Source organism: Labrenzia sp. THAF191a (genome assembly GCF_009363335.1).
Lineage (GTDB): Bacteria > Pseudomonadota > Alphaproteobacteria > Rhizobiales > Stappiaceae > Roseibium > Roseibium algicola.
In genome coordinates this window covers 2,162,164-2,188,714 of the sequence record NZ_CP045333.1, presented here as the reverse complement: position 1 = coordinate 2,188,714, position 26,551 = coordinate 2,162,164, and the positions used below count along the sequence as shown (strand labels likewise).

The window sequence follows — 26,551 nt, the reverse complement described above, 5'->3', positions numbered from 1 at the left end:
ATGCCGGACCAGGCAATCTTCCGCCGGCACTGATGAGACCCTTTAACACCCTCATCCTGATCAGGTTTTATGTTTCTTCGCAAACTCGAAAAAAGACATATGTGGGTGCTCGCCGATGCGAATTCGCCCGGCTGTTTCACTCACACTAGAAGATCCTGACGTTTCGGCAATTCCTCCAAGAGGACTATTCGTCCATGACATGCATATCGGCCCAGAAGGACCGAAGAGCATCCGTCAGTTTGCAGTAGGTCCGGTAGCGCCGGTCGTAGTGCGATTTCATCGCAGCCACCGGCAGGTATTCCTTCTGCGCCCTCGTCATGGCTGCAACAGCCGTCTCGTAATCGGCGAAGAGACCGACACCAACACCGCCTCCAATGGCCGCGCCCAGCGCACCCGTCTCACGAGCTTCCGCAACGGTGATCGGAACGCCCAGGCAATCGGCGAACATCTGCGGCCAGACCGGGCTGCGTGACCCGCCTCCAGAGAGCACTGCCCGGTCGAACGTGACACCGGTTCTCCCGAGCACCTCGATATGGCGGCGATGTTCAAAGAGAACCCCTTCGAACAAGGCCCGCAGCAGGTGCCCTTCAGAATGCCAGCCGGCGAGACCATAGAACCCGGCGCGGAAGTCCGCCCCAAGCCGCGAGCCGTAAAGGAACGGGTGAAAGAACGGGTCGTCCGCCGCGGGCGTGACTTCCGCGATCCTCGCGTTGCAATAGCCGAACGGATCGTCGTGATGTTTCCCGCGCTCCACCAGCTCTCGCACATACCATTCCAGGTTGGCGGCCGATGTTGCGCTCGATTCGATATTGACGAACCGGCCGGTGGCAAAACCCGAGGCCATGAACATCGCCTTGTCGACGATCGGTGTCTCCGAGAAGACCTGATTGATGCTCCAGGTGCCCGCAATGATCGAGGCTTCGCCGGGATGGACAACGCCCGACCCGAGCGCACTGGCGATCACGTCAAAATAGCCGCCGACAACCGGCGTCCCTTCCTTCAGTCCGGTCGCAGCCGCGGCTTCGGCCGTGACATGCCCGGCAACATCCGCCGGTTCGACCAGATGCGGCAGCATCGGCTCTGCCTCGCCGAGGCCATAAAGTTCCAGCAGCTCCCTGTCGTAGAGATTGTCCGGCAACCTGAGCAAACCGCACCCCGACATGTCGGAAATCTCGCTGACGCGCTCTCCGGTCAGCTTGAAGGTGATGAAGTCCTTGCACAGGAGCACGGTTCCCGTCTGGGCATAAAGATCCGGCCGGTTGTCCTTGATCCAGGCAAGCAGCGTCGGGGTCTGGGACGGCCACGGCTCCTGCAGACACAGGGCGTGCAGCCTGTCGCCATGCGCCTCACGCAATTTGCCTGCAAGATCCGCGGCGCGCGTATCCAGCGACTGGATGCCCAGCAGTGGCTCATGGTCCTTGTCCAGCAGGTAAAGACCGTTGCCGTGCCCGGCGCAACCAACCGCCGCGATCTGCGAAGGCTCGACACCGGCTTTCTCAAGGCACTCCCGGATCACCGTTTGCGCATTGCGCCACAACTCGCCGAGGTCACGTTCAACATGTCCGGGAGCAGGTGAAAACGATTGACCGTCCAGCGCGCTCATCGCCACCTGGCGGCCCGCCAGATCGAACAGGACAGCCTTGATCACCGTGTTGCCGGCATCAAGCCCCAGCAGATAAGTCCTGTCGTCAGCCACGGTTATAGATGTCCCATGCTTCGTCACCGTCGGCACCGTTGTGGATCATTGCCATGAGTGCCGCAACCACCGCTTTCGGGTTGTCGTGCTGATAGATGTTGCGGCCATAGACCATGCCCTTGGCACCCTGGCGCATCAGTGCAGCGGATTTCCGGAGAACGGTCTTCAGGTCTTCCTTGCCGCCACCACGCACCAGAACCGGAACGCGCGCCGCTTCGACCACCCGGTGGAAATCTTCCGCGTTGTCGGTCGGGTCCGCCTTGATGATGTCAGCTCCCATCTCGCTTGCCAGCCGGACCAGTGTCACGATCTTGTCTGCGTCGCCATCAACCTGATAACCACCCCGGATGTCGTTCGGCAGCATCACCAGCGGCTCGATCATCAGCGGCATGCCATACTTGTGGCAGGCTGCGCGCACCTTTGAGATATTCTCCACGCATTGGCGAAACAGCTCCGGCTCGTCCGGCAACATGAACAGGTTCACGACGACACAAGCCGCATCCATTTCCAGAGCCCCGATGATCGGCTCGTCGGCATTCTGCAGCAGCGACCACATCACCCGGTGGCGCTGGTCATTGTAGGGGTTGCCCATGTCGATGCGCATCACCAGCGCCGGCTTGTCCTTCTCCGGACGCGACTGCAACAGATCCGCCTGGCCATAGGCCATCTGGATCGCATCAGGCCCGGCCCTGACCAGGGTGTCGACAACACCGGCCATGTCTTCCAGGCCAACCATGAAGCTCGGTTCGTTGCACACGCCATGATCAACGGCAACATCCAGGCAGCCACCGTGGGTGAACATCCGGTTCATCCGGGCTTTGGGGCTCAAACGCATATTCTGCTCCTGCTTGTGTCTTGGTTCCGGCGATCTTCAAACGAGACGCCGTGATAGGTGGAAAGGTCTTCGATCAGCCGGTCGCGCTGAAGCCCACACTCTGCGTCGGACCAGCCGAGTTCTTCACCGGCGATTGCCGCCAGCTTGTCGAGCAGCTCTTCACTCATCAGTCCCTGGATGGCGAGTGTCGTCCGCCGCAACACGATGTCGGCAAGGGTCACCACGCTTTCGCGGGAGGCGAGGAAGGCGATTTCGGCGGCAGTGATTTCCGTCTCCGGCGAAAGCGCCTCGTCGTCCGGCCGGCCCTGGCAAAAGGCCAGCAGCTCCGTCGCCGTGGTGCCATAGGTCGCCACCAGGTGCGCGGCGCGCGCGGGGCCAATGCCATGGTTCGAGATCAGGTCGCGCTCCAGGATCACGGCAGCATCAGGAAAATCCTTACCGCCACCGATCGGGCGCGACAGGGTGCCGACCTGCCTGGTCCGGCCAAGTTCGCTGAGCACTTCGTCCGTCGCCTGTTCGGCAAAGGCACGGAACGTTGTCCACTTGCCGCCGATCATGCAGATCTGCGGAACGGGTCCTTCGATACGCTTGGTAAAATGGCCCCTGGAAATCCGGCCGGTAAAATCATGATCGCTTTTCGGCAACGGCCGAATGCCGCTGTAACTGAAAACGACATCATCCGCATTGAAGTCGATCTCCGGAAAGACCAGCCGGAGCGAGCCCAGAATGTAGGCTTCTTCTTCCGGCTCACAGCGCACACGTTCGGCCGTCTTGACGCGGATATCCGTCGACCCGGCCAGCACCTTGCCGAAGAACGGAAAGACAATGCAGACCCGGCCATCCGAATTCTCGAAATAGACCATATGGCCGCCAAGCGCCTTCTCCAGCGCCGGATTGTCGAGAATGAGATGCGATCCCTTTGTACCCGACACCAGGCGTTCGTGGCTGGAATTGCCGGCAAGCTCATCAATGGCATCATCCAGCCAGGCGCCAGTGGCATTGACGAGGATCTTCGCCGAGATCTCTTCCGTTCGGCCGCTCACCTGATCACGCACAACAAAACCGCTCCCGGCCGGCTCAAGACAGGCATAGTTGAGGGCGACACAGTCGGGAGCCACCTCTTCCACCTCCCTGACCAGTTCCAGACCGAGCCGCTCCGGGTGGCTGATCCAGGCATCGTGATAAGTGGCCGAACACCGGATGGCACCGGTCAGGCCCGGCCAGGTATCCCGGGTCGCCTTCGCTCCGCGGAAACGGTGTTTCGGCAACAGCCGGCGTTTGCGTGTCACCCAGTCATAAAGCGTCAGCCCGAGCTTGATCGGAACCGCTCCCCGGCTGGATGGCTGACCCGAAAAGCCGAAGAAACTTGCCGCGCTGTTCAGGAGCCCGGAAAAGAGCGATCCGATGGGAATGACGGTCGGCAGCGGATGGACCAGATGGGGCGCATTGACCAGCAGTGCGTCGCGTTCACGCAGGGATTCGCGCACCAGATCGAACTCGCCGTTTTCCAGATAGCGCAATCCTCCATGGATCATGCGCGACAAGGCAGAACTGCACCCCGAGCAAAAGTCGTTCCGTTCCACCAGCAGCACCCTGACACCCTGCAGCGCCAGATCCCGGTAGACCCCGATCCCGTTGATACCGCCGCCGACGACAACGGCGTCGAAGGCGCCGTCACGCGCGATACGGTCCCATTTTCCTTGCCGTTGTTCGGACATGCCTTCCCCGTTCACCGGACGGATGCCCGGTGCCCTTTCCAATCTCAATTTCGAAGTCTCTTAAGCGGCGAGTTCGGTCAGATGGGTCGCGGCGGCATCGCCGATGAGCCCGATTTCCTCACTGGTCAACCTGAGGCGCCCCGCCTTGGCATTCTCCCGCGCCTGCTCCGGATCACGGGCTCCGCACAAGGAGAAGGTGATGCCCGGCTGCTGCAGCGTCCAGGCGATTACCACCTGGGCCTTGGTGGCTCCATGGGCCTCCGCTATCGGCGCGATGGCATCCATCAGCCTGGCAACCTTGCGGCGGTTTTCGACCGAGAACCGCGGGTTGTCCTTGCGCTGATCATCACCTTCGAAGGTTCTGTCAGGACCGATCTTGCCCGTCAGAAGGCCCAGCGCCAGCGATGAATAGCTCAGAACTGAAACCTTTTCCTTGAGGCAGAGCGGCACCAGGGTCTCCTCGATGTCGCGCTTGATCATCGAATATTCTTCCTGGATCGCGTCCAGCTGCCCTGCAGCCACATAGGCTTTCACATCGTCGGCGGTCGTGTTGCTGGCACCGATGGAGCGGATCTTGCCCTGGGTCTTCAGGCTTTCCAGCGCCTCCATGGTTTCCGCAATCGGCGTGGTCGGATCCTGCCAATGGGTGATGTAGTGATCGATGTAATCGGTCCCAAGCCGCTTCAGGCTCTGCTCTACCTCATGGACGATCGCATCCTTGCCGAGATACCGGTGCACCGGCTTGCCGTCGTAATCAAAGAAGTGATTGCCCTTCTGGGTGTGCCAGACGAGACCGCATTTGGTTGCCAGCACCACCTTTTCGCGGCGGCCCGCAATCGCCTTGCCGACAATCTCCTCCGACAGCCCCTGGCCATACGCCGGTGCGGTGTCGATCAGGCTGATGCCTTCATCGATGGAAGCCTGAATTGCGGAAATCGACTTGGCTTCATCCGTGCCGCCCCACATCCAGCCGCCAATGGCCCAGGTGCCGAGCCCGATAGCCGACGCCTCGATGCCTGAACGTCCGATCTCGCGTGTCAGCATTTCATGCAACATTCTGTTTGCCTTCCATGGTTGCAAGGACCGCTCCCGCGGTGTCCTCGTCCAAGATGAGTGAATTCAGATAGTTTCCGTTGAGAACGGCCCGGATCGGCCAGATCTTTTCATCGCCCGAGGTCACCCCGATGACGCGCTTGAAGCGCCGCAGCTCTTCAGGCGCCAGTGCGACCAGCCGCGAATTGAGGGCGTAGTCGGCAACCGTCCCGTCCTGGCGCATCAGGTAGGCCAGGAATTCGGCGCTGACGCCACTGCCAACCAGCATCTTGCGGTCCGATTCAGGCATCGGATGCAGATCGTAGTAACTCGACCCGGGCGTCGCGATGGATCCGATGCCGACCAGAGCGATCGTTGCCTGCCGTGCCAGGTCCAGGACCTCGCGAATGGAGCCGACTTCCATCAGCATGTCGCGCTGTTCCCGGCTTTCGGCAAAGAGTGGCGCATGAAGCTGCAGTGCCTTGCCGCCGAGCTTCTCGGCCATCAGGCTGGCCTGATGATTGACATCCGTGTGGTACTTGCCCTGCACACCTCCGGTGAGCGGCACCACGGTGACGTCGAACTTCCGGTCGGTCTCGATGTTCTGCACCACCGCACCCACTGCCTTGCCGCCTGTGATGGCGATGATGTCACCATCGCGGATGGTCTCCACCAGATGGTTGGCTGCGGCAAGCCCGACCTGCTTCAGCGTCGTGTTCGGGCTGCCTTCGACGGACGATGTAACGAGCGCTTTTGAAAGCGGCGTCGATTGTTCCAGCAGGTTTTCCAGATCCGTCAACCGCTGGAACGGGTTCTCGATATCGATCTTGATCATGCCCATCTTGCGGCCCTGGGTGATCAGACGGTTCACCTTGGACGTCGACAGGTTGAGCAGTTCGGCGATTTCCGACTGTTTCTTGCCTTCCAGGAAATGCAGCACGAGAACCGTGTGCATCTGGCGCATCAGCTCGATATCGTTTTTCTTGTCCGCCATCTGGTTGCCTCTTCGCTGGAGCCGGGTCAGGCGCGTTTCTTGACGAGATAGTGGTCGATGGAGACCGCCGCCAGCAGGATCGAGCCGCGGATGATGTCCTGCCAGTAGACCGAGACATCCAGAAGCGCGAGCGAGCTGGAGACCACCGACAGCAGCACCGCCCCCAGGATTGCCCCGAAAATGGTTCCCGAACCACCCTTGAGGCTCGCCCCGCCGATAACGGCCGCCGCAATCACGTTCAGTTCCATGCCGATGCCGAAGGTCGGCTGGGCAGAGCCGAAGCGAGCCATGTAGATGATGCCGGCCACACCACACAGAGCCGAGCAAAGGGTGGTCGTGAAGAACACCACGCGCTTGGTGCGGATGCCGGAATAGGCTGCGGCCTTCTCGTTGCTGCCGGTATAGAACACCTTGCGGAACATCGTCGTGCGGCGTAGCAGGAAGTCGAAGCCGATCACCACCACAAGGAAGATCAGGATCACGACCGGGATCGGTCCGATGGACCCCTGGCCGATGAACTTGAACTCGGGCGGCAGTGTGAACAGACCGAGCGGACGCCCGCCCGTGCCCAGAAGACATGCCCCCCGGGCGATCACCATGATCGCCAGCGATACGATGAAATGATGAAGGCCGACGCGGGTGACAAAGAACCCCATGAACGCCCCGATGGCCGTACAGGCGGCAATCGAAATCGCCGACGCGGCCCAGGGGTCGACCCCGTTCAGGAACAGCCAGCCGGCAATCACCATGGCCAGCGCTGTCACCGAACCGACCGAAAGATCGATCCCGCCGGAAATCAGCAGGATGGTCATACCGACCACCACGATGCCTTCCACCGCAAAGGCCATGACCATGGCGCGCATGTTCACCCAGGTCAGGAAGTAGGGCGAGGCGAAGGACATCACGATGAACAGCACAAGGATGATCGCGATCAGTCCCGTTTCACGCATGCGCAACAGTTTGCGGATCATCGATACGTCTGCCGGTTTGCCGTTCGGCGCGTCTGTCAGGGAGACGGCGTCTTCCATGGTTTCCCCCACGATTAGTTTATGGTTGCCTGGGCGCCCACGGACGCCAGGTGCATTATGTTTTCTTCGGTCATCTGATCGCCCGTGACTTCGCCGCTGATCTGTCCCTCCCGGACGACCAGCACACGGTCACAAACGCCGATCAGTTCCGGCAACTCCGACGAGATCACCAGAATGCCGACCCCGCTGCTGGCGAGATTGCGCAGGATGCGATGGATCTCCGCCTTTGCGCCGACATCGACACCACGCGTCGGCTCATCCAGGAAGATCAGCTTCGGATTGACCGACAGCATTTTCGCGATCGCAACCTTCTGCTGGTTGCCTCCGGAAAGCGATGACACCGGGTCCGACAGCGAGCCACATTTGAGATTGAGACGCTTGCCAAGCGTGTCTGCCTGCGCCTCCTCCCGGCTTCCGGCAATCAGACCGAAGGAATTCGCCACCTGTTCCGGCTTCAGGGCGGAAACATTGGCGGCAATGGACATATCCAGAAAGATGCCGTCACCCTTGCGGTCTTCGGACAGATAGACGATGCCCTCGGAGATGCTGTCGCGATAGGTCTTCAGCGACAGCTTGCGGCCATTGAGCGAAACCTCCCCGGTCACGTCGCCTTCAAGCCGGCAGATGCCCTTCACGATCTCGCTGCGCCCGGCGCCTATCAGCCCGGCAATCCCGAGAATCTCGCCCTTGCGGAGCTGAAACGAGACATCCTTGAAACGCGTGCGTTCACTCAGGTTCTGAACGTCCAGAATGATATCGTCCGTCTTTTCGCTTTCGGACTGCTTGCGCGGGTAAAGCTCATCGATCACCCGGCCGACCATGGCATTGACCACGTCATCGGGCTGGATCTCCGCAACATTGCGGGTCGTGATGTAGGTGCCGTCCCGGAAAACGGAGACCCGGTCGCAATTGTCGAAGATCTCGACCATGCGATGGGAGATGTAGATGATCGAGATGCCCTTGTCGGCAAGACGGCGCATGATCTTGAAGAGGATCTGCGCTTCTTTCTCTGTCAGCGCCGCGGTCGGCTCATCCAGGATCAGCACCCGGCAATCGAGTGTCAGGGCCTTGGCGATCTCGACGAGCTGCTGGTGGGAAATCGACAGATCCCGCACGAGTGTTGTCGGATCGATGTCGCCAAGCTGGCCCAGCACTTCAGCGGCCTTCTTTTCAAGCGCACGATAATTCATCAGGAACGAACGGCTGACATTGGTCGTCGCCATGAAGATGTTTTCGGCAACCGTCACATCGGGGCACAGGGCAATCTCCTGGTGAACGAAGCCGATGCCGAGCTTCTGCGCCATCGCCGGAGATGAAATGACCACCGGTTCGCCATCGAAGCGGATTTCTCCGCTGTCCGGCTGCAGGATGCCGTCGATGATATTCATCAGCGTCGATTTGCCGGCACCGTTTTCCCCGGCTAGCGCATGGATCTCGCCCTTGCGCAATTCGAAACTTACCCCCTTGAGCGCCTGCACCGGCCCGAAGGATTTCGAGAGGTTGGAGATCTTGAGGATCACATCGTCAGTCATGACAGGGCCGATTTGCTCGCAATTCCGTAGAAGGAACGGGCTGCCTGATCTGCTGCATCGACTGCAGGCAGCCCGCCGTATCACCCGGGGCTCTCCAGGAACCCCGGTCTGTTCATCAGCTCGGGTCGCGGCCTTCCATGTAGGCGTTGAGGTCGAAGCTGTCGGCGTTTTCCTTGGTGATCACGGCAAAGCCGTTGTCGACGTAAGGGATCTGAACCGGATTGTAGCCGGACACCTTGTAGTCGTTGAACGGATCGAACACGTCGGAATGTGCGGCCAGGAAGACGGCCATGAAGCCCATGAACCCCTGCATGCCCTGGTTCGGATTCAGCGCCATGTGGATGTTGCCGGCCTTGATGTGCTCAAGTGTGGTCGGCGTTACATCGGCATGCATGATCAGCACTTTCGCTTCCGCTTCCAGCACCGCTGCGACAGCTCCTTCCGCTGAACCTGCTTCCGGGATCCAGAGAGCGGCAAGGTTCGGGTTGGCCTGAAGGATAGAGGCCGTTGCCCGGTAGGCGGCATTGCTGTCCTGGTTGGTCGCCTGGCGGCCGACCAGTTTCATGTTCGGGTAGTGCTCTCCCATGTAGTCGAGCAGCGCGGTCACGCGCAGATCGTGGTTCGACTGACCCGGGTTTTCGAGAACCGCATATTCCCCGCTGTCACCAACCTGCTTGACGATTTCTTCGGCGGCAAACTTGGCTTCGGCAAGGTTGTCTGAGGTGATATAGGCACTGCGCTTGGACTTCGGAGAATCCGCCGCGAAGGTCACGACCTGCGTGCCGTTGTCGACGGCCCGGTCGATCGGCTCGATAAACGGATCGGACTGCATCGGGTGCAGCAAGACGCCAGCCGGCTGCTTGACCATGTCCTGCTCGAAGGATGCGATCTGCTTGGTGATGTCATAGTCCGGCGTGCCGGAGAAGATCGTCTCGCAGCCGAATGCGGACGCAGCCTGCTTGAAGCCCTGATAGACCGGCACCCAGTAGGGATGGCCGGAAACCATCACGTTCATGATGTAGGTTTCGCCCGGCTCGCATTTCAAACCATCTGCCGCGGCCGGAGCTGCGGTCAGAACTGCAGCCGACAGCATGGTCGACGCGAGAATTCCCTTGAAGATAGAAGTGCCCATGGTTTCCTCCCTGGACCAACGGGCTGCCAACCGCGAACGGTCGAATGCCCGATGGGTGATCGATTTCAGATTGTCAGGACATCCAGTCTGCGTTCCTCTCAACGCAGGGAGCCTGACGCTGCTCCTCCCGGTCTTGCAGGTCAGCCTGTCAAAGAGACTTGCTTACTGCAAGAAATTTCAAACACTGGTTTTTATCCCAGTGAGACCATGGATAAGGGCAGCCCCCGAAAGCCGTCAAACTGTTTTGGTATTTATTTCCTTTTCTGAAATTTATTTCAACCAGTACCTCAAATGAGAACTTGCCGCGCGAAGACCCGGAAGAGAACACAAGCCATTGAGAGAAAATATCTTTTCGTGACAGTCATTGCACCTGACCACTTGAAATCGCTCACCATGGACGTGGCGGGAAACTGACGGAGCGCCCCTGTCGGGGCCGAAATCCGCCCCCCAGTCCCTGAGCATTGTGATGCATATGAACACAAAAAAGGCCCGGAAGCGGAAGCTTCCGGGCCGGTTGGTCGTGACGGCAGAAGCCTTGATCAGGCCTTCGCCGGCTCCGCACCTTCCGGAACCGGGCTGGTCCCGTCGGCGCCGGCTTCCATGTGATGCTTGTCGTGCACCGGCTTCACCAGCGAGTTCGCGATCAACGCGATCACGAGCAAGCCCGCCATGGCATACATGGTGGTGTTGTAGAGGCTCGGCGTGGGATCCACCGTGCCGGCCGGAGCGATTTCCATCAGCCGGGCAACGGTCACCGTCTTTGCGGCCACCAGCTGGTCGAGCTGATCGACACCCGCGCCGAATTTCTCGGCAAAGGCACTCGGGTCCACCTTGGCGGCAAGATCCGTGATCGCATTGTTGAGGGACATGTTCCGCAGCTGGGTGATCGCCAGCGGCCCAAGAACGCCTGCCGTACTCCACGCCGTCAGCAGACGCCCGTGGATACCACCGACATATTTGGTGCCGAAGATATCGGCGAGATATGCCGGGATGGTCGCAAAGCCGCCGCCATACATCGTGAAGATGATCATGGTGGCTGCATAGAACATCACGAGCCAGGTGACGGCCGGATTGACGCTCACCTGTTCTGCTGCAAACGGAATCGACAGGTAAAGAATGATCCCGAGCACGAAGAAGCAGTGGTAGGTGTTCTTGCGGCCGATGAAGTCCGAGGTGGAAGCCCAGAAGAACCGCCCGACCATGTTGAAGACAGAGATCATGAACACGTAGGTTGCCGCAAAGGCCGAATTCACGATCAGCGGCAACGTGGTGCCGAAGATTTCTGTCATCATGGTCTTTGCAACGCCGATCACGCCGATACCCGCCGTCACGTTGAAGCAGAGCACGATCCACAGCAGATAGAACTGCGGTGTCTTGAGCGCCTGATCGATGTGAACGTTGTTGTGGGTGATCATCTTGCGGGACGCAGCATCGGCAGTTGGCGGTGTCCAGCCGGCCGGACGCCAGCCTTCGCGCGGAACCCGGTAGGAGAAGGCCGCGATGATCATCACGACCAGATAGACGATGCCGAGCGTGAAGAAGGTCCCTGCAGCCCCGGTGTTGCCGGTACCGACCACATAGATCCCCTCCTGAAGCGCAACGGGCGCTGCTGCCACCTGCTTGGCGCCTGCGATAACCACTTCCACCATCTGGCCGTTGACTTCCGCAAGGCGCTTGCCTCCTTCGGTGATCAGGGCAACAGATCCTTCAGGACCCAGGTAGTCCGGTGCCTTGTAGAATAGACCGAGCAGATATTCCTTGATCGGCGTTGCGATCATCGCTCCACCGCCAAAGCCCATGATGGCCATGCCGGTGGCCATGCCGCGCCGATCCGGGAACCACCGGATCAAGGTGGAAACGGGTGACACGTACCCAAGCCCCAGACCGCAGCCGCCGATCACGCCGTAACCGAGGTAAAGCAGCCAGAGCTGGTGCGTCATGATGCCGAAGCCGCCGATGATGAAACCGCCACCCCAGCAGATGGCGGCAACGACGCCGACCATGCGAGGGCCGACTTCCTCAAGCCACTTGCCACCAAAGGCAGCTGCAAGCCCGAGAAACACGATGGCAACGGAAAAGATCCAGACGACCGAAGACAGGCTCCAGTCTTCCGGCGCTGCGGCAACCACACCGAACTGTTTGATCAGAGGCGGGTTGAAGATGCTCCAGGCGTAGACGGAGCCGATACAAAGATGGATGGCGATGGATGCTGGCGGAACCTTCCAGCGGTTAAATCCGTCCTCTGCGACGATATGTTCCTTTTTCAACCGATCAAACATGCACTTATTTTCCTCCCATGCACGGTTGTCGGGCATTCCTCCGGGAAGGTGCCGGTCCCTTTGCGGCCGGCCTGTCATGTCTCCCCCGGTCCGGCAAGACAAAGCCGGATGCCCCGCTCCCGGCAGACGCGGACCTGTCGAAGCCTCCCGCTTCAGGTCCGCAACGCAGGAACGGTTGTACCGTCCCGCGCCTTCCGGCAGCTCCTTGCTGATGGCAAGTTCGGGGCCAGTTTCTTTTCTGTTGAATTTCAGACAGTTAGATTTTCAGGAAGAAAGGTGAGTGGACATTTTGTCCACATTCAAAAGTTGTTTTCCGGCCGTTTGGGACAATCTGTCCGGAAGCCCTTGACCAGGCAAACAGCATTTTTGCCGGGGCAACTCAGAGGCGACCCGCCCGAAACGTCAAACGCTTTCAGGCAACCAGATTGTGAAAACGGTCCCGGTCCCTTCGATGCTCTCCACCTTGATATCACCGCCCTGACGGCTGACCAGCGTCTGGGTAATCGAAAGCCCCAATCCGGTGCCCTGCCGGCTTTTTGTCGTGTAGAAGGGGTCGAATATTCGCGCGATAACATCCGCGCTCATGCCGACACCGGTGTCCGAAATCTCGATCGACACTCCGGCGACATCTTCCTTGTTCATGTCCCAGGTTTTCATCGTCAGCGTACCGCCGCCGGGCATGGCATGGATGGCATTGACGATGAGGTTGATCAGCACCTGCTGCAGTTCCGTCCGGTTCATCAGCACCAGACGGGAGGCAGTGGCCTCGCGAACAACCTCGATATCGGTCTTGCGCAAGAGATGGCGAACCAGCGGAAGACAATCCGAAATCACCTCGTCCGGTGCGTGCCGATCGGCATAGCCTGCATATTCGTCGGGCTTGGCGAACTGCAGCAGCTTCATGACGATCTGGTTGATCCGGTCGACCTGCTCGTCGATCAGGCGGATTTCCGTACTGGCAACCTTGGCATGGTCGCCGAGCAGCATGCGCAGCACTTCCAGATTGCCCTGAATCACCGCAATCGGATTGTTGATCTCGTGGGCAACACCGGCGGTGATCTCGCCGATGGCGGCAAGCTTCTCCGACATGATCAGTTGCTTGGTGGTGTCTTCCAGCTGCCTGTTCGCCATCTTGAGATCGCGCGTTCGTTCCTCTACGCGGGTGTTCAGCTCCTCGTTCCAGGACCTGAGCTGCCGGTCGCTTTCCTGAACCAGGTCGAGCAGATGATCGAGATGCTGGGCGACACGCGCAATCTCGTCACCACTGCCTTCGGACCGCGTGCGGGCGCCAAGGTCTCCCTTTTCGACGCTGGCAATGGTGTCCGTCATCTTTTCCAGTGGCTTGAAAACGCCGCGAGCCCACCTCAGGAACAGCGGCACGCTGCCGGCGGTCACGACAAGGAACCCCAGCAGCAGCGCGACCAGCGTCGCCAGCTTGGCTTCCCGGAACGGCGTCTCCAGAAAGCCGACATAAAGCATACCCACCCGCTCGCCGAAACTGTCGGTGATCGGTTCATAGGCCGAAATGTACCAGTCGTTGACGACGAACGCGCTGTCCAGCCAGACCTGCCCCTCGCCCAGCACCTTCTGGCGAACGGCGGCGGACACCCTCGTCCCAAGCGCGCGCTTGTCTTCGAACAGACGGACATTGGTGCTGACGCGGACATCTTCCAGAAACAGCGTCGCGGTGCCCTGGCTGCCTTCGGGAAGACTCGCCTCGCGGTAGACGAGATCGTTTATCGTGTCGATAAAGACGAGGTTCTGGTTGAGCAGGATGCCGCCGACCAGAGCTGCCACGGGCGCTCCCGGCACGGTGACCGGGCTTGCGGAGTGAACCACCATGCCGCGTGTTTCCGCGGCCCTTTCGGTCGGCACGGCATTGGGTGTCGGGACGAGATCCAGGCGGGCCCGATCTGCTAGTGCCGGAGAAATCGCCGTCAGGTCACCGGCTTCGAAGATATCCACACTTGTTGTGGCAGATCCTGCAAAGGCCTGTTCGATGACCGGCCAATCCTTGGAGACCGGCGGAACGGCACTTGGCGGAGAGGCAGCCTCAACTGTCCTGTCCTTGCGCACGACATACAGAAAATCGAGACCCAGTTCCTCACGCCGCCGCTCCAGCAACGCTGCCAGAAGTGCGGTATCACCACTGTCTGCAACGTCGCGAAAGGAGGCCGACTGGCCCAGCGCATCGATCTTTTCACCCGAATTTTCCAGAATCCTCGAAAAGTACTGATGGGCAATGGTCAGGTCGCCATTGACCTTGGTGATCAACAGGGAGTCGAACTTCGCGTTCCAGCGCACCATCGCCCAGCCGAGAAAGAGTGGCAGAACCACAAGTGTCGGCAACAGGGCGATGGCCAGTAGCCTGACTCTGACGGACAGGCGGCTTCCCGATTTCCGGCGTCGTCTCTCCTCAGCCATTCCAGTCCATCAGCTTCCTGTCGATGGTCTTGCGCGAAATGCCGAGCCGCCGCGCCGCTTCGGCACGGTTTCCACCGGCTTCCTCGAGCACCATCAGGATATGACGCTTCTCCATGTCCTGCAGCGTTTCCCCGCCGGGCAGCAACAGGCTCTGCGTACTGTGGAACTCCGCCGGAAAGCGTCCAAGGATCAAGGTTCGTTCGATCGTGTTGCGCAGTTCGCGAACATTGCCCGGCCATTCATAAGCCAGCAGCCCGGAGACGACCTCATCGGTAAACGGTACCGGCGGCATTCCAAGCTGAACGGACAGCTTCTGCATGAACAGCGACGCAAGTTCACGGATGTCGTCGCCACGCTCGCGCAGCGGCGGCATTTCAAGCTGAAGCACGTTGACCCGGTAGTAGAGATCCGCCCGGAACCGGCCCTCCTCCACGGCCTGCTCCAGATTTGCGTTGGTCGCAAACACGAACCGCAGATCGACAGGCACTTCACGCTCGGACCCGACCGGCCGAATTTTGCGATCTTCGATTGCCCGCAGCAACTTGCTCTGCAGTGCCATGGGCAATTCGCCGATCTCGTCCAGAAACAGCGTGCCGCCATGCGCATGCATGAACAGGCCGTCGCGGCTGGACCCGGCGCCGGTGAAAGCGCCTTTGAGATGCCCGAACAATTCAGCTTCGATCATGTCTCCGGGAATGGCGGCGCAATTGACCGGCACGAAGGGCTTGTCCGCCCGATCGGAAAGATCATGAAGCGACCTGGCCGCGACTTCCTTTCCGGTTCCGGATTCCCCCGTGATCAGAACGGATGTCGGCAGTGGCGCGACACGGGAAATCGTTTCGCGGATCTCGCCGATCTGGCGCGAATGTCCGATCAGCTTGTCACGCAGAAGAAGATGGTCGGATGTTGCCTGCAATTGGTGGCGCAACAGCTGGTTTTCCCGCAGCAGCGTGACCCGGTCGAGACATCTGGCAACCGCGTTCAGCAGCTGGTTGGACCGGAAGGGCTTGAGGATGAAATCCACGGCACCTGCCCTCAAGGCCTGGATCGCGGTTTCCAGATCCGCATAGGCTGTCATCAGGATCGCATCGGCGAAAAACCCGATCCGCCGCTGTTCGCCAAGCCATTCCACACCGGATTTGCCTGGCATGATATTGTCGAGGATCACCACGTCATAATGGTGGGTATCGAGAAGCGCCGAGGCCTCGACCGTGTCGGCGGCCTGCTCGATGCGTTTGCAATAAGGCTCGAGTGTGCGGACCAGAAAATTGCGCATGCCAGGCTCGTCGTCGACGATCAGGATCGACGCCTGCGGCAGCCAGGGACCGAACTCCGGCTGTGAATCTGCCTCTTCAGGACGTTTGGAAACACCGCTCTTCATAGCCCCTCCCCGGCAGTTTCATCCGTTCTTTTGTCATGGTCCATCCTCCGGCCCGGAGCATTGCATATTCCAGTATGCAATGTCTTCCGGAGACGCACGTGCAATTGCAACTATCTGAAATCGCGCGACCAATTGCCCGGACGGGAAACAGCCTCAGCACCGGGGCTCTCAAGTATCCCGACGTCTTCTGCTTATTCTCTCTGCGGATCAGGCGCTGAGGGTGTGCGAAAGCAAAAACCCCGCAGGATGTCCCTGCGGGGTTTGAATGTGCGTCGCAGAATCAACTCACTCTATTGCGCAAGCCTTTCGAACCGCGCAGGCCCGTTCAGCACGAAGAGCTCGATTTCCAGGGTGCTTGCTTCCTTGCCATTGCCTGAGAAAGTCACGGTCGAGCGCGAACCCGCCACGGCATTTTCGTTGGCAATGTCAAACACCATCATTGATCCGTCCCAGGCATGCAGCGGCAGCTTTATTGGCTGGGGACCGGCAAGCAGGACGAGCCCACCATCTTCCTCTCGCACCTCGACCGTGCCGAAGTAGGGGTGGCCGTAACGGCCGGTGCAATAGTCAGCCGCAGGAGCAGGTGCAGCAGCGGCAGGTGCCGTTTCACCGGCAGTGAAACCGGCAGGCGCATAGAAGGAAGCGAACAGGCCTTCGTATCCGGAGAACCAGTCACGGGTCACACGCCCGAACTGCACCATGTCGGAGAAGGATGCGCCGATGGATTCAACGGCACCGACAGGAGCCGCGTTCGACAGGACCACGATCCCTATGTCGAGCGAGGGGATCATCAGGAAATAGGTCGCCGCACCGAGGATGAAAGCACCTGAATGGCTGAGGATTACCCGGCCGGACGGGTCAGTGCCGACATTGAAACCATAGCCGTAAAACCCGGCGCGTTCGTCAGGCGTATGGGGACGGCTGGAAAAGCTCTGCGGACTGATTGCAGGCTGCAAGGCTTCGGGAGAAATAAGTTCCCCACCATCGGCCAGAACCATCTTCATCCATCTTGCCATGTCGTTGATGGAGGAACTCACCCCGCCGGCGGGCGACTGGGCATCCGGCTGCCGCTGGTACAGCGCCTCGAAACCGTCGCCGCTTCTGGCATGCGGCAACGCGCGGTTTTCCCGTGCCATGAAATCATCGAACCGCGCACTGGTCCTGGTCATGCCAAGCGGCTGAAACAGGGCTTCGTCAGAAAGGTCGGCCCATTCGGCCCCGGATGCTTCGGCAACCGCCTCGGCGCCGGCGGTCAGGCCGAAATTCGTGTAGGCATAGCTCGTCCGGAAGGCGCGCAGGGGCTGCAGGCGCAAACGTTCGAGGATCGTCTGCCTGTCAAAGCCGATGTCTTCCAGATCGTCGCCGGCATGGTCCGGCAAACCGGAACGGTGGCTGTAGAGATCCCCCACTGTCAAACGTTCGGTAATTTCGGGATCGGCAAGGCTGAACCATGGCAGCAGGTCGCGCATCCTGCTGTCCCACGAAACAACGCCGCGCGTGACCTGCCGGGCAACGACTGTTGCCCCGATCGACTTGGAGACGGAAGCCATCTGGAAAACGGTGTCGGCGTCAATCGGCTGAGCGCCCTCGTCGCCCCGCTTTCCGAAGCCTTTCGCGTAGACAGTCTCTCCCTTGTGTACGACGGCAACCGCTAGGCCCGGCACCTTGCTGCGTGCCTTGATGTCTTCAACGATCCCGTCAAGCGCGGCGATCGCCTTGTCGATCTGGCCAGGAGGAACCTCGGTTCCCGCCGTTCTGGAAGGCGGCAGGTCCTCGGCAAGGGCTGGTGCTGCCAGAACCGCGAGAGACGCGGACGCCAGGAACCGGCGCCGTGTGAGCTGGAAGAACGACATGTGTAACCTCTCAATCAGTCTTGCTGTTCGCGCGTGCGGGTCATTTCAGATGAGTTTCGGCCGGTCCGGCCGGGGCGATACTTTCCGGTGTCGTCAAAGCGCCAGACCCAGCCTGAAGAAGACCCGGGTCCCCGGATCCTCAGCGTTTTCCGGCCGGTGCCAGGGTGTGGCAGTGAGAACCTGAAAATTCACCCGGTCGGCAACCATGCCGCTGACACCGACACCGGCTGAACCGAGTTCGTCGCGAGCAAAGTCGGCGGCTTCATCCACGTTCCAGACGACGCCATAATCGGCAAAGGCCGTCAGGGTGAGACCGGGAAGTGCAGACCATCCGGTTTCGATGTCGTGACTGACTTCAAACGCCGACGCAAAGCCACTGTCACCGGAGAGGCTGCCGCCATCGAACGCCCAGCCGTAGGGGTCGCCGCCGAGAGCAAACCGGACCGCACCGGGCAACGGTGTCGGCGAATACTGGCTGGCCGTGCGCAGCTGAAGCCGCGCGATGGACGCCAGATCGTATGAGACGCCGAAGTTGAACCGGCCAAAGCGATAGTCGTCCGGGTCAATTTCCATTTCACCTTTGTGGTTCAGGCTCTGCCCCAGTTCGGCTCCAGCGGAAAATGAGGCCGGACCTGCATCAACGTCGTACCTGAGGGACACCGTCGCCCAACGCGCCTGCTCACGGGCGGCCCGCGCGCCCATCACGTCGATCCGGTCGTTCCGAAGATTGATTTCCACCTTGCCATAAAGGCTCTGGTCGATGGTGCGAATGAGCGGATACTGGAGATGAGCCGAACCGATAACGGTTTCGATGTGGATGTCCTGCTCTTTCAGGTCTGCGCCGGGCTTCTGGGTCACATAGGTCAGATCGTAGCCCGCGGAGAGCCCGTTGAACCCGATTGGAACCGACTGCGAAGCCTGCAGCAGCACCATTTCCTCGGGTGCGTCCGGTACGGTTACCCCAACCAGGCTTGTCGTTTCGAACAACCCGAAGATGTCGTTGACCGTGGCATTTCCGGAAAGTTCCAGCGGACCGATCGTATCTGTTCCAAGGTTATCGAGACCGACGCCGGCGCTGTATCGGCTGAAATCAACCGCGAGCTTCAGCGTACCGCCACCTGTAGGCGTTTCCGGGCGCACAATTGTTCCCTCGATCTGCAGACCAGCAAGATCGCTCATCAGCAGCAGAACGCGTTCCGCCTCCTTGATCCGAATGGGCCGCATGGAGGTCAGGCGGTTGATATAGGGTGCCAGGCGCTCCCTGATGCGTGGGATGGAACTGGTGATCTCGACGGTTTCAACATAGCCTTCGTAGACCCGGAGCGAGACCGCACCGGACGCAAAGTCCTGCACCGGAACGACGGTCATCGAAAAATAGCCGGCTCTCAGATAGGCGGCATCAACCGCCTCCGCGATCCGATAGAGATCCGCAAGAGATATGTTCTTGCCGATCTTGCCCTGCCAGATGGCCGACAGATCGGTGTTCGAAACCGAATGAGCACCGGCAATCGATACCGAGCGGAGGGTGAAGCGTACACTCTCGGCATCTTGTTCGGAAACACGCTTGCGCTGATCCTGCACCGTGATGTCGACCGTGCCCGCCCTTGTAGGCGGCGTGAACCGTTCGATAATGACGGTCTGCCCGGCGACGGCCTGATCCAGTGTTTGAGCCAGTGCAGAATGAGAATCCTCCGCGGCCACCAAAGAGACGACCAGAACCGAAGCAGCCCGAAGCCGAAAGGCCGATTTGGGATTAGCAGCGGCAGCACCGCGCAGGGATTTCGTTGCCGGGGGAGGCAGCACCTGTCTTGTCACGGACGGTTCCGTTCTTATTCAGCGGTGTTCTGGGGAGCCGTTTCGCCGAGTAACGGAGCGACGGCGTTAAAAATGCGCATGGCAGGCAGCGAGCAGGTCAGACCCGAACCTTCGTCGGCGTCCTGCGTCTCCTTTCCCTCCTCGCAGTCACCGGAAGGCATGTCGCTGTTCGCCTGGACAACAAGGGTCGTGTCAGTCCGCGGGCTATGGAAAACGACCGTGGTGTATCCAGGCACTTCGCCCGTGTGGCCGACCCACTCTCCGTTGCACCGAAGCGCCAGGCCGTATCCTTCAGGCGGACGGAAGGATCGCAGCCGCGCTTGCTGCATCTCGGTGCCGAGAAGCCCTTGGCCGGACCCGAGGGCTCGGCCATAGACGAGCAGATCGTCGATGTTGGAAATCAGCTCCCCCGCCGTCCAGAGCGAAGCCGGGTTCCAGTGTGTGGCAACAAGAGGTGTCTCAGGCGTCGCATCGCCCCCCTGAAGGGTAACGCCCTGCGCGTAGGGCTCCGGTAGTTCGGTCCTGCTTCCCGGCCAGACTGTTTTTTCCAGTCCGAGAGGATCCAGGATCATCTTCCGCAAAGACGTTTCGAAGGGCTGCCCGGTGGTCTTTTCAATGACCATGCCAAGGAGGATCGTGTTCGTGTTGGAATAATCGTATTGCGTTCCCGGCTCGAAGAGCGGGGAATTTTCGACGGCAAAAGTCAGCAGGTCCTCGGGCGAAAACGCGACACCGGGTTGATCGAGAAACAACTCCACAAACCGTTCGGAAGCGGTGTAGCTCGCCACACCGCTGGTCATGTCCGCGAGCTGGCGCAGCGTGATCCTGTCTCCGTTGGGAATTCCCTCGACATAGGCGTCGATCGTGTCATCGAGAGAAAGCCGTCCGGCCTCTGCAAGCTGCAGCAGCATTGTTCCGGTGAAAGTCTTGGTCACGGACCCGATGCGCGTGTGCATGCCCGGCTCCATCGGAGCTCCGGTTGCCGGGTCGGCGACGCCGTATCCTTTTTTCCATGTGCCGTGAGGTGTTTGGACACCAACAATGACGCCCGGCGTTTCGGCAAGTGGAAGCGCGGCCAGCACCGCGTCATCCAGCTGTTGGGAAAGTGTTGCGGAGAGCGGCGTGCCGGGCCTGGCGTCTGCTGCCGCGGAAGTCACACCCCGGTCAAAATCCTCAACACATGATACGGACGCTGCGGCGGGGTTAACGCCGCATACCGACACCAGCAGGGCTGCAAGCAATTGCACGGCCCGTGCTGTCACCGGGCCTGTTGTGACCGATTTTGCCAATCTGGGCTGTCCTCTTTTCCGATTGCAGACGGGGGATCGCGCTTGCGGCGGGGCATGCCACAGGTGCGCGTCCCCATGAGGACTGGTGGTAGGGAAATCAGGCTGGCAAACAAAGTCGGCAACGGTGCAAAAATGGTATAAGTAGTTCGTCAGTCAGTGTAATTCTTCATCGAGGCGCGGTCCTCGTGTCTCACCGGAACATCGGAATCTGCGTCTCAGTGCAAAAAATCGAACTTGATGTTTCTCGTGGCGAACTGCTGCGTGACGGGGAAGCCGTTCGTTTGCGCCCCAAGACTCTCGCCGTGCTGGTCGAGCTGCACGCCCGCGAGGGAGAGATCGTCAGCCAGCAAGAGCTGAGACATCTGATCTGGGGACACCAGCATGGACGCGAGACCGGTCCAAAGCAGTGTATCCGCGAGCTTAGACGCTTGCTTGGGGACAGCGCCGAAACACCCGGGTTCATCGAAACGGTCGGCAGGCAGGGCTACCGCCTTGTCGGCAAGATCACGGTTCTGAACTCCGGCACGGAAACCTCTGGACCGGCCCCTCTTTGCGTAGGCCGAACCGCGGAACTGCAGTCCCTTGCGGACTGCGCAGCGGCAGTGCGCGCTGGCAAGCGCATTGTGAGCCTTGTCGCCGGGGAAGCCGGATCGGGCAAATCAAGGCTGGTGGAGACGTTCGCCGCCACGCTGCCACGCACGGCAGACTTCTGGTCTGCCCGGGGGCAGTGCATTCCCCATCCGGGTGCCCGGGAGCCCTATGGACCACTGATCGAGATCGTGACGCAGCTCGCCGAAGGTGCGTCACGAAAACAGGTCTTGCGGCTTCTTGAGGATGTCGCGCCGTCCTGGCGAGACCTGCTGCCGCAGCTTCGTTCTGGCCGGGAGCCCGCTCCCCTGCCCGCAAAATTCACGGACACGCACCCGGACTCAATGTTGCGGGAGCTGACCGCACTCATGGAGCGTCTTTCTCAGCAGCAGCCCGGTGTCATCATTCTGGAAGACCTGCACTGGGCCGATCAGAGTACGCTGGCATGGCTTCTTTCCTGGGCTCAGCGCCGCGCTCCTGCCAGAACCCTTGTGGTTGGAACCTACAGGTTTGATGAACTGGACAAGTCCGGAGATCTTCAAACGACATTGCATTACCTCCAACGTGTTCAGGACTTTAGCCCGATCACGCTGGACGGCCTCGACGAAACAGCCGTCGCGGACCTTCTCAAGCGACGCTATCCGGACCACGGACTGCCTGCCTCCCTTGCCGGCGAGTTGAGGCGAAGAACGGAAGGGCATGCCATCCTGGTCGATGCGATCATCGACCAGTGGCATCGGGACGGGGTCCTGGAGAGTTCCGAAAATCAGCAGGCACCCGAGCAGGACATCAATGAAATCGTTTCGGCAATCTCACGCGGGGCCGGAAAATTCATCGCGGGCGAAATCGGCCGGCTGGACCCATACGAGCGGCAATTACTCGACATTGCCAGCGTGGCAGGAATTCGCTTTTCCGCTGCCATGTTGAGCGATGATCGGCTCGAGGTGGAAAAAGGCGAAGCGGTTCTCGACCGCCTTGCAAGCGTCAGGCGCTTTATTGAACGGGCTGGCGTCATGGCCTGGCCGGACGGGACGCAGGCAACACGCTACATCTTCCGGCACGCGCTCTATCAGGAGGCGCTTTACGACGCTATTCCGGCCGCAAATCGGCAAGGACTTCACCAACGTATCGGCAGCCGGCTGGAAACCGCGTTCAAATCCCGCACTGGCGAAATCGCGTCCACACTCGCCGATCATTTCGAGCGTGCCGCCGATTGGAAACGTGCTGCCGTCCATCGAGGGCTTGCGGGCCTGACCGCGCTGGAACGCGGCGCAATCACCGATGCGGCCGCCCAGTTCCGGCAGGCGCTTGTCTCCTTCGCCGCCTGCGAGCCTGACCCCGAAATGCACACGGCGGAATGCCGCACGCTACTGGGTCTGGGAGCGGCGCTTATCGTCGGGGATCACTTCACCACGGACGAACTTAGGGACGTTTACGAACGCGCCGCGACACTTGCAGGCAGAACCAATGACCCGACGACAATTGTGCCCGCACTTGCAGGGCTCTGGAACCACCACCTGACCAAGGCAGACCTTGCAGCTGCCGACGAACTAGCCAAGGGTCTCGACAACCTGGCAGAGGATGCACCAGCGCTCTACGCAATGGTGGCCCACAATGCCGTCGGGCAAACGCGGTTCTTTCGTGGTGATCTTGCCGCCTGCCTGCCTCATATCAACGCTGTTTGCAGCGCCTACGGCACGAACCACAACGCAGAGGCATCGGTTCTGTTTGGCGAAGACCCCGGCATCGTCTGCCGCCAGTATGCCGCCTGCGTTCATCAGTTGCTCGGCCAAAGCGAACGTGCCGAACGCCTTTTTACCGAAGGCATGACGTTGACGGATACATTGGAGCAGCCTTTCGGGCGAGCGCAGATGCTTTGGGCAGGAGCACTGATCGCTCGTGAGCGTGAAGACCCGGTGCGTGTGCTGGAACGGGCGACGGCCCTGATCGAAACCTGCGAAGCAGCCGCAATTCCGTTCTGGCGCCCTTATGGCGACCTACTGGCCGGGTGGGCCCAGGTAGAGCTTGGGAACGCTTCCGGCCTTCAGCAAATTCACGAAGGTCTGAACGCACAGGCGGCAATGGACGTGACGCTGACCCGTCCTTACGGACTGTCACTCTACGCAGAAGCGACCAGCCGCTGTGGTAGCCCGGCCGAAGGGCTGAAGGCACTTGCGTCGGCATTTAAGATCATCAGACGCACCGGCGAACGCTGGCACGAAGCGGATCTCCATCGCCTGTGGGCCTTGCTCTCGGTGCAGACAGGCCGAACCCGAAACGCTTCATCCGCCCTTCGCCGTGCAATCAGGTTTGCACGAACCCAAAACGCCGTAACTTACGAAAAACGTGCGCAAGACCTTCTGGACCGGATTTCAGGTCAACTGACCTGAGAAGCACTTCGCCAACCCGCGACCGGATTGGACTTCAGCCCGCGTCTCCAGCCGTTCAACAGGCTTCTAGGTCACGTCACTCCGACTAGGAGACACAGTGGCAACATCGGATCCGGAAACGAGGCCTTTAGCCATGCCAATAAATTCCCGAATGCCCTTCATTTCAATGGACCCGTGTGCCCTCATGCAATACCACTCTACTAGGACATTCGGTCGAATTAGATATTAAACACATACGATTATAGAGACTTCCGAGGATGACTGCAGGAACACAAAGCATCGACCGCGCAGCGATGCTGCTCGATCTTGTCGCCGGTGGGCATCCCGACGGTGTTCCCTTCGCGGACATACTCACAAAGTCCGGTCTGACCCGGCCGACTGCCCGGCGGGTGCTGCAAGCGCTTATCGAACATGGCTTCGTCGACCAGGACGCGGAAAACCGTCGCTTTTTTCTCGGCTCCAGAATTTACGAACTGGGTCTGCTGGTCTTCCCGGCCTATGACCTGCAAGATGTTTGCAAGCCGGAACTCGAACGTCTGGTCGAGGTAACGGGCGACACCGTTTTCCTCAATCGTGTCGTCGGTGACAAGATGACCTGCATTGCCCGGGAAAGCGGCGCGTTTCCCGTGAAGGCGTTTGTTCTGGACGTCGGGGTTCATCGCCCGATCGGGCTGGGTGCCGGCGGCATGGCTGTCCTTGCCGCCCTTCCGCCTGCGAAAGCCGAAGCGATCCTGGACAGAAACACCGGCGACCTCAAGGAGTTCTCCGGTGGCGTCACGAAAATCCGTGAGATGGTCGAACTGGCAAGAGAGACCGGCTACATCGACAGGGTGTCGGACGTAGGCGTCAGGACCGTCGCCATGGCAATCCGCGACAGTGCCGGCACACCCTTTGCGTCAATCAGCGTTTCCAGCATCATGGCGCGCATGACCGGCGAGCACCTGCAATCGGTACTCGCCATCATGGGGCAGGAAGTCGCGAAGATCAGCGCCAAGCTGTCGAAGATGCGGCCGATAGGAAGAGCCTGATCCGGCCGCGCCTTCCGCTTGACCGAGGCTGTTAACCGGCAACGGGTTTTTCATTTTTATGCTTGATCCGCGACCAGATCAGGTTGAGCAGCGGCAGCACGATGATCAGGATCGTGATGCAGTGGATCGCGATGGCCGTGCTGGATCCGAGAAGATAACCGAAATCTCCTCCTGAAATCATCAGGGCGCGGCGCAGGTGCTCCTCGAGCATCGGCCCCAGAACGAACCCGATGAGCAACGGTGCGGGCGAATAGTCGTAAAATCGCAGGATCGCCCCGATAACCCCCATCAACAACACGGCCCAGACGTCGAAGGTCGAATTCGCAACGCCGAAGACGCCAGTGCAGATCAGCGCAATGATCACGGGAAACAGGAACCGTCTCGGGACCGCAACCAGTCGCGCCCAGACCCCGATCAGTGGTACGTTCAACACCAGCAGCAACACGTTGCCGATCCAGAAGCTGGCGACCAGGCCCCAGAACAGGTCCGGATGATCGACCACCAGCTGCGGTCCGGGTGCGATGCCATGGATCATCAAGGCACCCAGGATGATCGCCATCGTCGGCGTTCCGGGAATACCGAGCGTCATGGTCGGAATGAAGGCCGTCTGGGCGGCAGCGTTGTTGGCTGCCTCAGGCGCGGCAATCCCGTTGATCCGTCCAGTGCCGAATTCTTCCTTCTTGCCGCCCACGGACCGTTCCAGCGAATAGGCCAGGAAAGAGGAAATCGTGGGCCCTGCACCGGGCAAGGGCCCCAGGATGCCACCAACGGAGGCTCCGCGAAGGATCGAGAACTTGATGCTCTTGAGTTTGCCGAATGCGAGAAACATGGAGCGGGCGGAAATGGCGATCGGTTTCCTGTCGCCCTGGTCATCCCTCAGCTTGTTGATGACCTCCGGGATACCGAACAGACCCATGGCAACGGCGACGATCGACAGCCCGTCGAGAAGGTTTGCATAGCCCATGTCGAACCGGGCAACGCCGCTGTTGAGGTCAAGGCCGATGCTGCCCAGCAGCATGCCGATGAAGACCATCGCAACACCCTTGAGCGCCGATCCACCCACTGCAACCGATCCGGCAACGAGGCCCAGCAGCAAGGTCGCGAAATACTCCGCCGGTCCGAAGGAGAGCGAGAATTTCACGATCAACGGCGACAGGAAGACCATGGCCAGAATGCCGAAAGTGCCACCACTCAGCGAGGAAATCTGCGCTGTCAGCAGGGCAAGACCAGCCTCGCCCCTTTTCGCCATCGGGTAACCGTCCAGCGTTGTGATCGCATTGGAAGCCGTGCCCGGCAGGTTGAGAAGGATCGATGCGATGGAGCCACCATATTCGGCTCCGTAATAGACACCGGCCAGCATGATGACCGCGGTCGTCGGCTCCAGATAGAAGGTGACCGGCAGCAGGATCGAGATCGCCGCGATCGCGCCGATACCTGGAAGAACACCGACGATATTGCCCAGCAGAACACCTGCGAAACAATAAAAGAGATTTACCGGATGCAGTGCGACCGTAAACCCTGAGAGGAAATCCATCAT

The 26,551-nt window shown here is 60.2% G+C and carries 17 protein-coding genes; 2 read left to right on the top strand and 15 right to left on the bottom strand.

Features of this window, described 5'->3' with window-relative positions; all coding sequences use genetic code 11:
- Positions 1–184: 184 nt before the first annotated feature.
- From FIV05_RS10125 to FIV05_RS10060, 14 genes are all read right to left on the bottom strand, one after another.
- Positions 185–1,696 carry an FGGY-family carbohydrate kinase gene (locus tag FIV05_RS10125; RefSeq protein ID WP_152509472.1) on the bottom strand — a complete coding sequence of 504 codons (1,512 nt, stop codon included), beginning with the start codon at positions 1,694–1,696 and terminating at the stop codon, positions 185–187.
- Positions 1,689–2,531, bottom strand: a complete 843-nt coding sequence (locus tag FIV05_RS10120; RefSeq protein ID WP_152509471.1) for a class I fructose-bisphosphate aldolase — start codon at positions 2,529–2,531, stop codon at positions 1,689–1,691. Before FIV05_RS10120 ends, FIV05_RS10125 begins: the two co-directional genes overlap by 8 nt.
- Positions 2,522–4,249 (bottom strand): glycerol-3-phosphate dehydrogenase/oxidase, encoded by a 1,728-nt coding sequence (locus tag FIV05_RS10115; protein WP_173013978.1) that lies wholly within the window; start codon positions 4,247–4,249, stop codon positions 2,522–2,524. The genes FIV05_RS10120 and FIV05_RS10115 overlap by 10 nt, the downstream gene beginning before the upstream one ends.
- Before the next feature lie 60 nt (positions 4,250–4,309).
- The gene (locus tag FIV05_RS10110; protein ID WP_152509470.1) at positions 4,310–5,305 is read right to left on the bottom strand and encodes an aldo/keto reductase; all 996 of its coding nucleotides are present in this window, start codon (positions 5,303–5,305) and stop codon (positions 4,310–4,312) included.
- Complete coding sequence (locus FIV05_RS10105) at positions 5,295–6,275, bottom strand: sugar-binding transcriptional regulator (protein ID WP_055661135.1); 981 nt, start codon at positions 6,273–6,275, stop codon at positions 5,295–5,297. The genes FIV05_RS10110 and FIV05_RS10105 overlap by 11 nt, the downstream gene beginning before the upstream one ends.
- A 26-nt stretch (positions 6,276–6,301) precedes the next feature.
- A complete protein-coding gene (locus FIV05_RS10100) occupies positions 6,302–7,246 on the bottom strand; it encodes an ABC transporter permease (protein WP_075284065.1) in 945 nt (314 codons plus the stop codon).
- 71 nt (positions 7,247–7,317) lie between these two features.
- The gene (locus FIV05_RS10095) at positions 7,318–8,835 is read right to left on the bottom strand and encodes a sugar ABC transporter ATP-binding protein (RefSeq protein ID WP_152509469.1); all 1,518 of its coding nucleotides are present in this window, start codon (positions 8,833–8,835) and stop codon (positions 7,318–7,320) included.
- Positions 8,836–8,950: 115 nt separating this feature from the next.
- Positions 8,951–9,967: a substrate-binding domain-containing protein gene (locus FIV05_RS10090; protein ID WP_152509468.1), complete on the bottom strand. Its 1,017-nt coding sequence runs from the start codon at positions 9,965–9,967 to the stop codon at positions 8,951–8,953.
- A 539-nt stretch (positions 9,968–10,506) separates the two neighbouring features.
- Entirely contained in the window at positions 10,507–12,246 is a 1,740-nt protein-coding gene (locus FIV05_RS10085) for an OFA family MFS transporter (RefSeq protein WP_152509467.1), read from the bottom strand.
- Between the two features lie 402 nt (positions 12,247–12,648).
- Positions 12,649–14,670: a HAMP domain-containing sensor histidine kinase gene (locus FIV05_RS10080; protein ID WP_152509466.1), complete on the bottom strand. Its 2,022-nt coding sequence runs from the start codon at positions 14,668–14,670 to the stop codon at positions 12,649–12,651.
- The gene (locus FIV05_RS10075) at positions 14,663–16,051 is read right to left on the bottom strand and encodes a sigma-54 dependent transcriptional regulator (protein ID WP_023003722.1); all 1,389 of its coding nucleotides are present in this window, start codon (positions 16,049–16,051) and stop codon (positions 14,663–14,665) included. Before FIV05_RS10075 ends, FIV05_RS10080 begins: the two co-directional genes overlap by 8 nt.
- Before the next feature lie 290 nt (positions 16,052–16,341).
- On the bottom strand, positions 16,342–17,904 hold the full coding sequence (locus tag FIV05_RS10070) for a serine hydrolase (RefSeq protein WP_152509465.1): 1,563 nt from the start codon (positions 17,902–17,904) through the stop codon (positions 16,342–16,344).
- A gap of 93 nt (positions 17,905–17,997) precedes the next feature.
- Positions 17,998–19,719, bottom strand: coding sequence for a ShlB/FhaC/HecB family hemolysin secretion/activation protein (locus FIV05_RS10065; protein ID WP_152509464.1), 1,722 nt, complete (start codon positions 19,717–19,719; stop codon positions 17,998–18,000).
- A gap of 14 nt (positions 19,720–19,733) precedes the next feature.
- A complete protein-coding gene (locus FIV05_RS10060) occupies positions 19,734–21,008 on the bottom strand; it encodes a serine hydrolase domain-containing protein (protein WP_152509463.1) in 1,275 nt (424 codons plus the stop codon).
- 218 nt (positions 21,009–21,226) lie between these two features.
- Here FIV05_RS10060 and FIV05_RS10055 point away from each other — a divergent pair, with 218 nt between their 5' ends.
- Positions 21,227–23,986 (top strand): AAA family ATPase, encoded by a 2,760-nt coding sequence (locus FIV05_RS10055; RefSeq protein WP_152509462.1) that lies wholly within the window; start codon positions 21,227–21,229, stop codon positions 23,984–23,986.
- 257 nt (positions 23,987–24,243) lie between these two features.
- The gene (locus FIV05_RS10050; protein ID WP_152509461.1) at positions 24,244–25,014 is read left to right on the top strand and encodes an IclR family transcriptional regulator; all 771 of its coding nucleotides are present in this window, start codon (positions 24,244–24,246) and stop codon (positions 25,012–25,014) included.
- A gap of 31 nt (positions 25,015–25,045) precedes the next feature.
- On the opposite strand, the gene FIV05_RS10045 is transcribed toward FIV05_RS10050, so the two are convergent.
- Entirely contained in the window at positions 25,046–26,551 is a 1,506-nt protein-coding gene (locus FIV05_RS10045; RefSeq protein WP_152509460.1) for a tripartite tricarboxylate transporter permease, read from the bottom strand.

What these genes read in the sequence shown, in the direction of transcription:
- FIV05_RS10085 (WP_152509467.1), bottom strand. Translation starts at nt 12,246, where the DNA reads ATGTTTGATCGGTTGAAAAAGGAACATATCGTCGCAGAGGACGGATTT.
- FIV05_RS10110 (WP_152509470.1), bottom strand. Translation starts at nt 5,305, where the DNA reads ATGTTGCATGAAATGCTGACACGCGAGATCGGACGTTCAGGCATCGAG.
- FIV05_RS10080 (WP_152509466.1), bottom strand. Translation starts at nt 14,670, where the DNA reads ATGGCTGAGGAGAGACGACGCCGGAAATCGGGAAGCCGCCTGTCCGTC.
- FIV05_RS10120 (WP_152509471.1), bottom strand. Translation starts at nt 2,531, where the DNA reads ATGCGTTTGAGCCCCAAAGCCCGGATGAACCGGATGTTCACCCACGGT.
- FIV05_RS10105 (WP_055661135.1), bottom strand. Translation starts at nt 6,275, where the DNA reads ATGGCGGACAAGAAAAACGATATCGAGCTGATGCGCCAGATGCACACG.
- FIV05_RS10100 (WP_075284065.1), bottom strand. Translation starts at nt 7,246, where the DNA reads ATGATCCGCAAACTGTTGCGCATGCGTGAAACGGGACTGATCGCGATC.
- FIV05_RS10115 (WP_173013978.1), bottom strand. Translation starts at nt 4,249, where the DNA reads ATGTCCGAACAACGGCAAGGAAAATGGGACCGTATCGCGCGTGACGGC.
- FIV05_RS10095 (WP_152509469.1), bottom strand. Translation starts at nt 8,835, where the DNA reads ATGACTGACGATGTGATCCTCAAGATCTCCAACCTCTCGAAATCCTTC.
- FIV05_RS10045 (WP_152509460.1), bottom strand. Translation starts at nt 26,551, where the DNA reads ATGATGGATTTCCTCTCAGGGTTTACGGTCGCACTGCATCCGGTAAAT.
- FIV05_RS10050 (WP_152509461.1), top strand. Translation starts at nt 24,244, where the DNA reads ATGACTGCAGGAACACAAAGCATCGACCGCGCAGCGATGCTGCTCGAT.
- FIV05_RS10090 (WP_152509468.1), bottom strand. Translation starts at nt 9,967, where the DNA reads ATGGGCACTTCTATCTTCAAGGGAATTCTCGCGTCGACCATGCTGTCG.
- FIV05_RS10075 (WP_023003722.1), bottom strand. Translation starts at nt 16,051, where the DNA reads ATGAAGAGCGGTGTTTCCAAACGTCCTGAAGAGGCAGATTCACAGCCG.
- FIV05_RS10070 (WP_152509465.1), bottom strand. Translation starts at nt 17,904, where the DNA reads ATGTCGTTCTTCCAGCTCACACGGCGCCGGTTCCTGGCGTCCGCGTCT.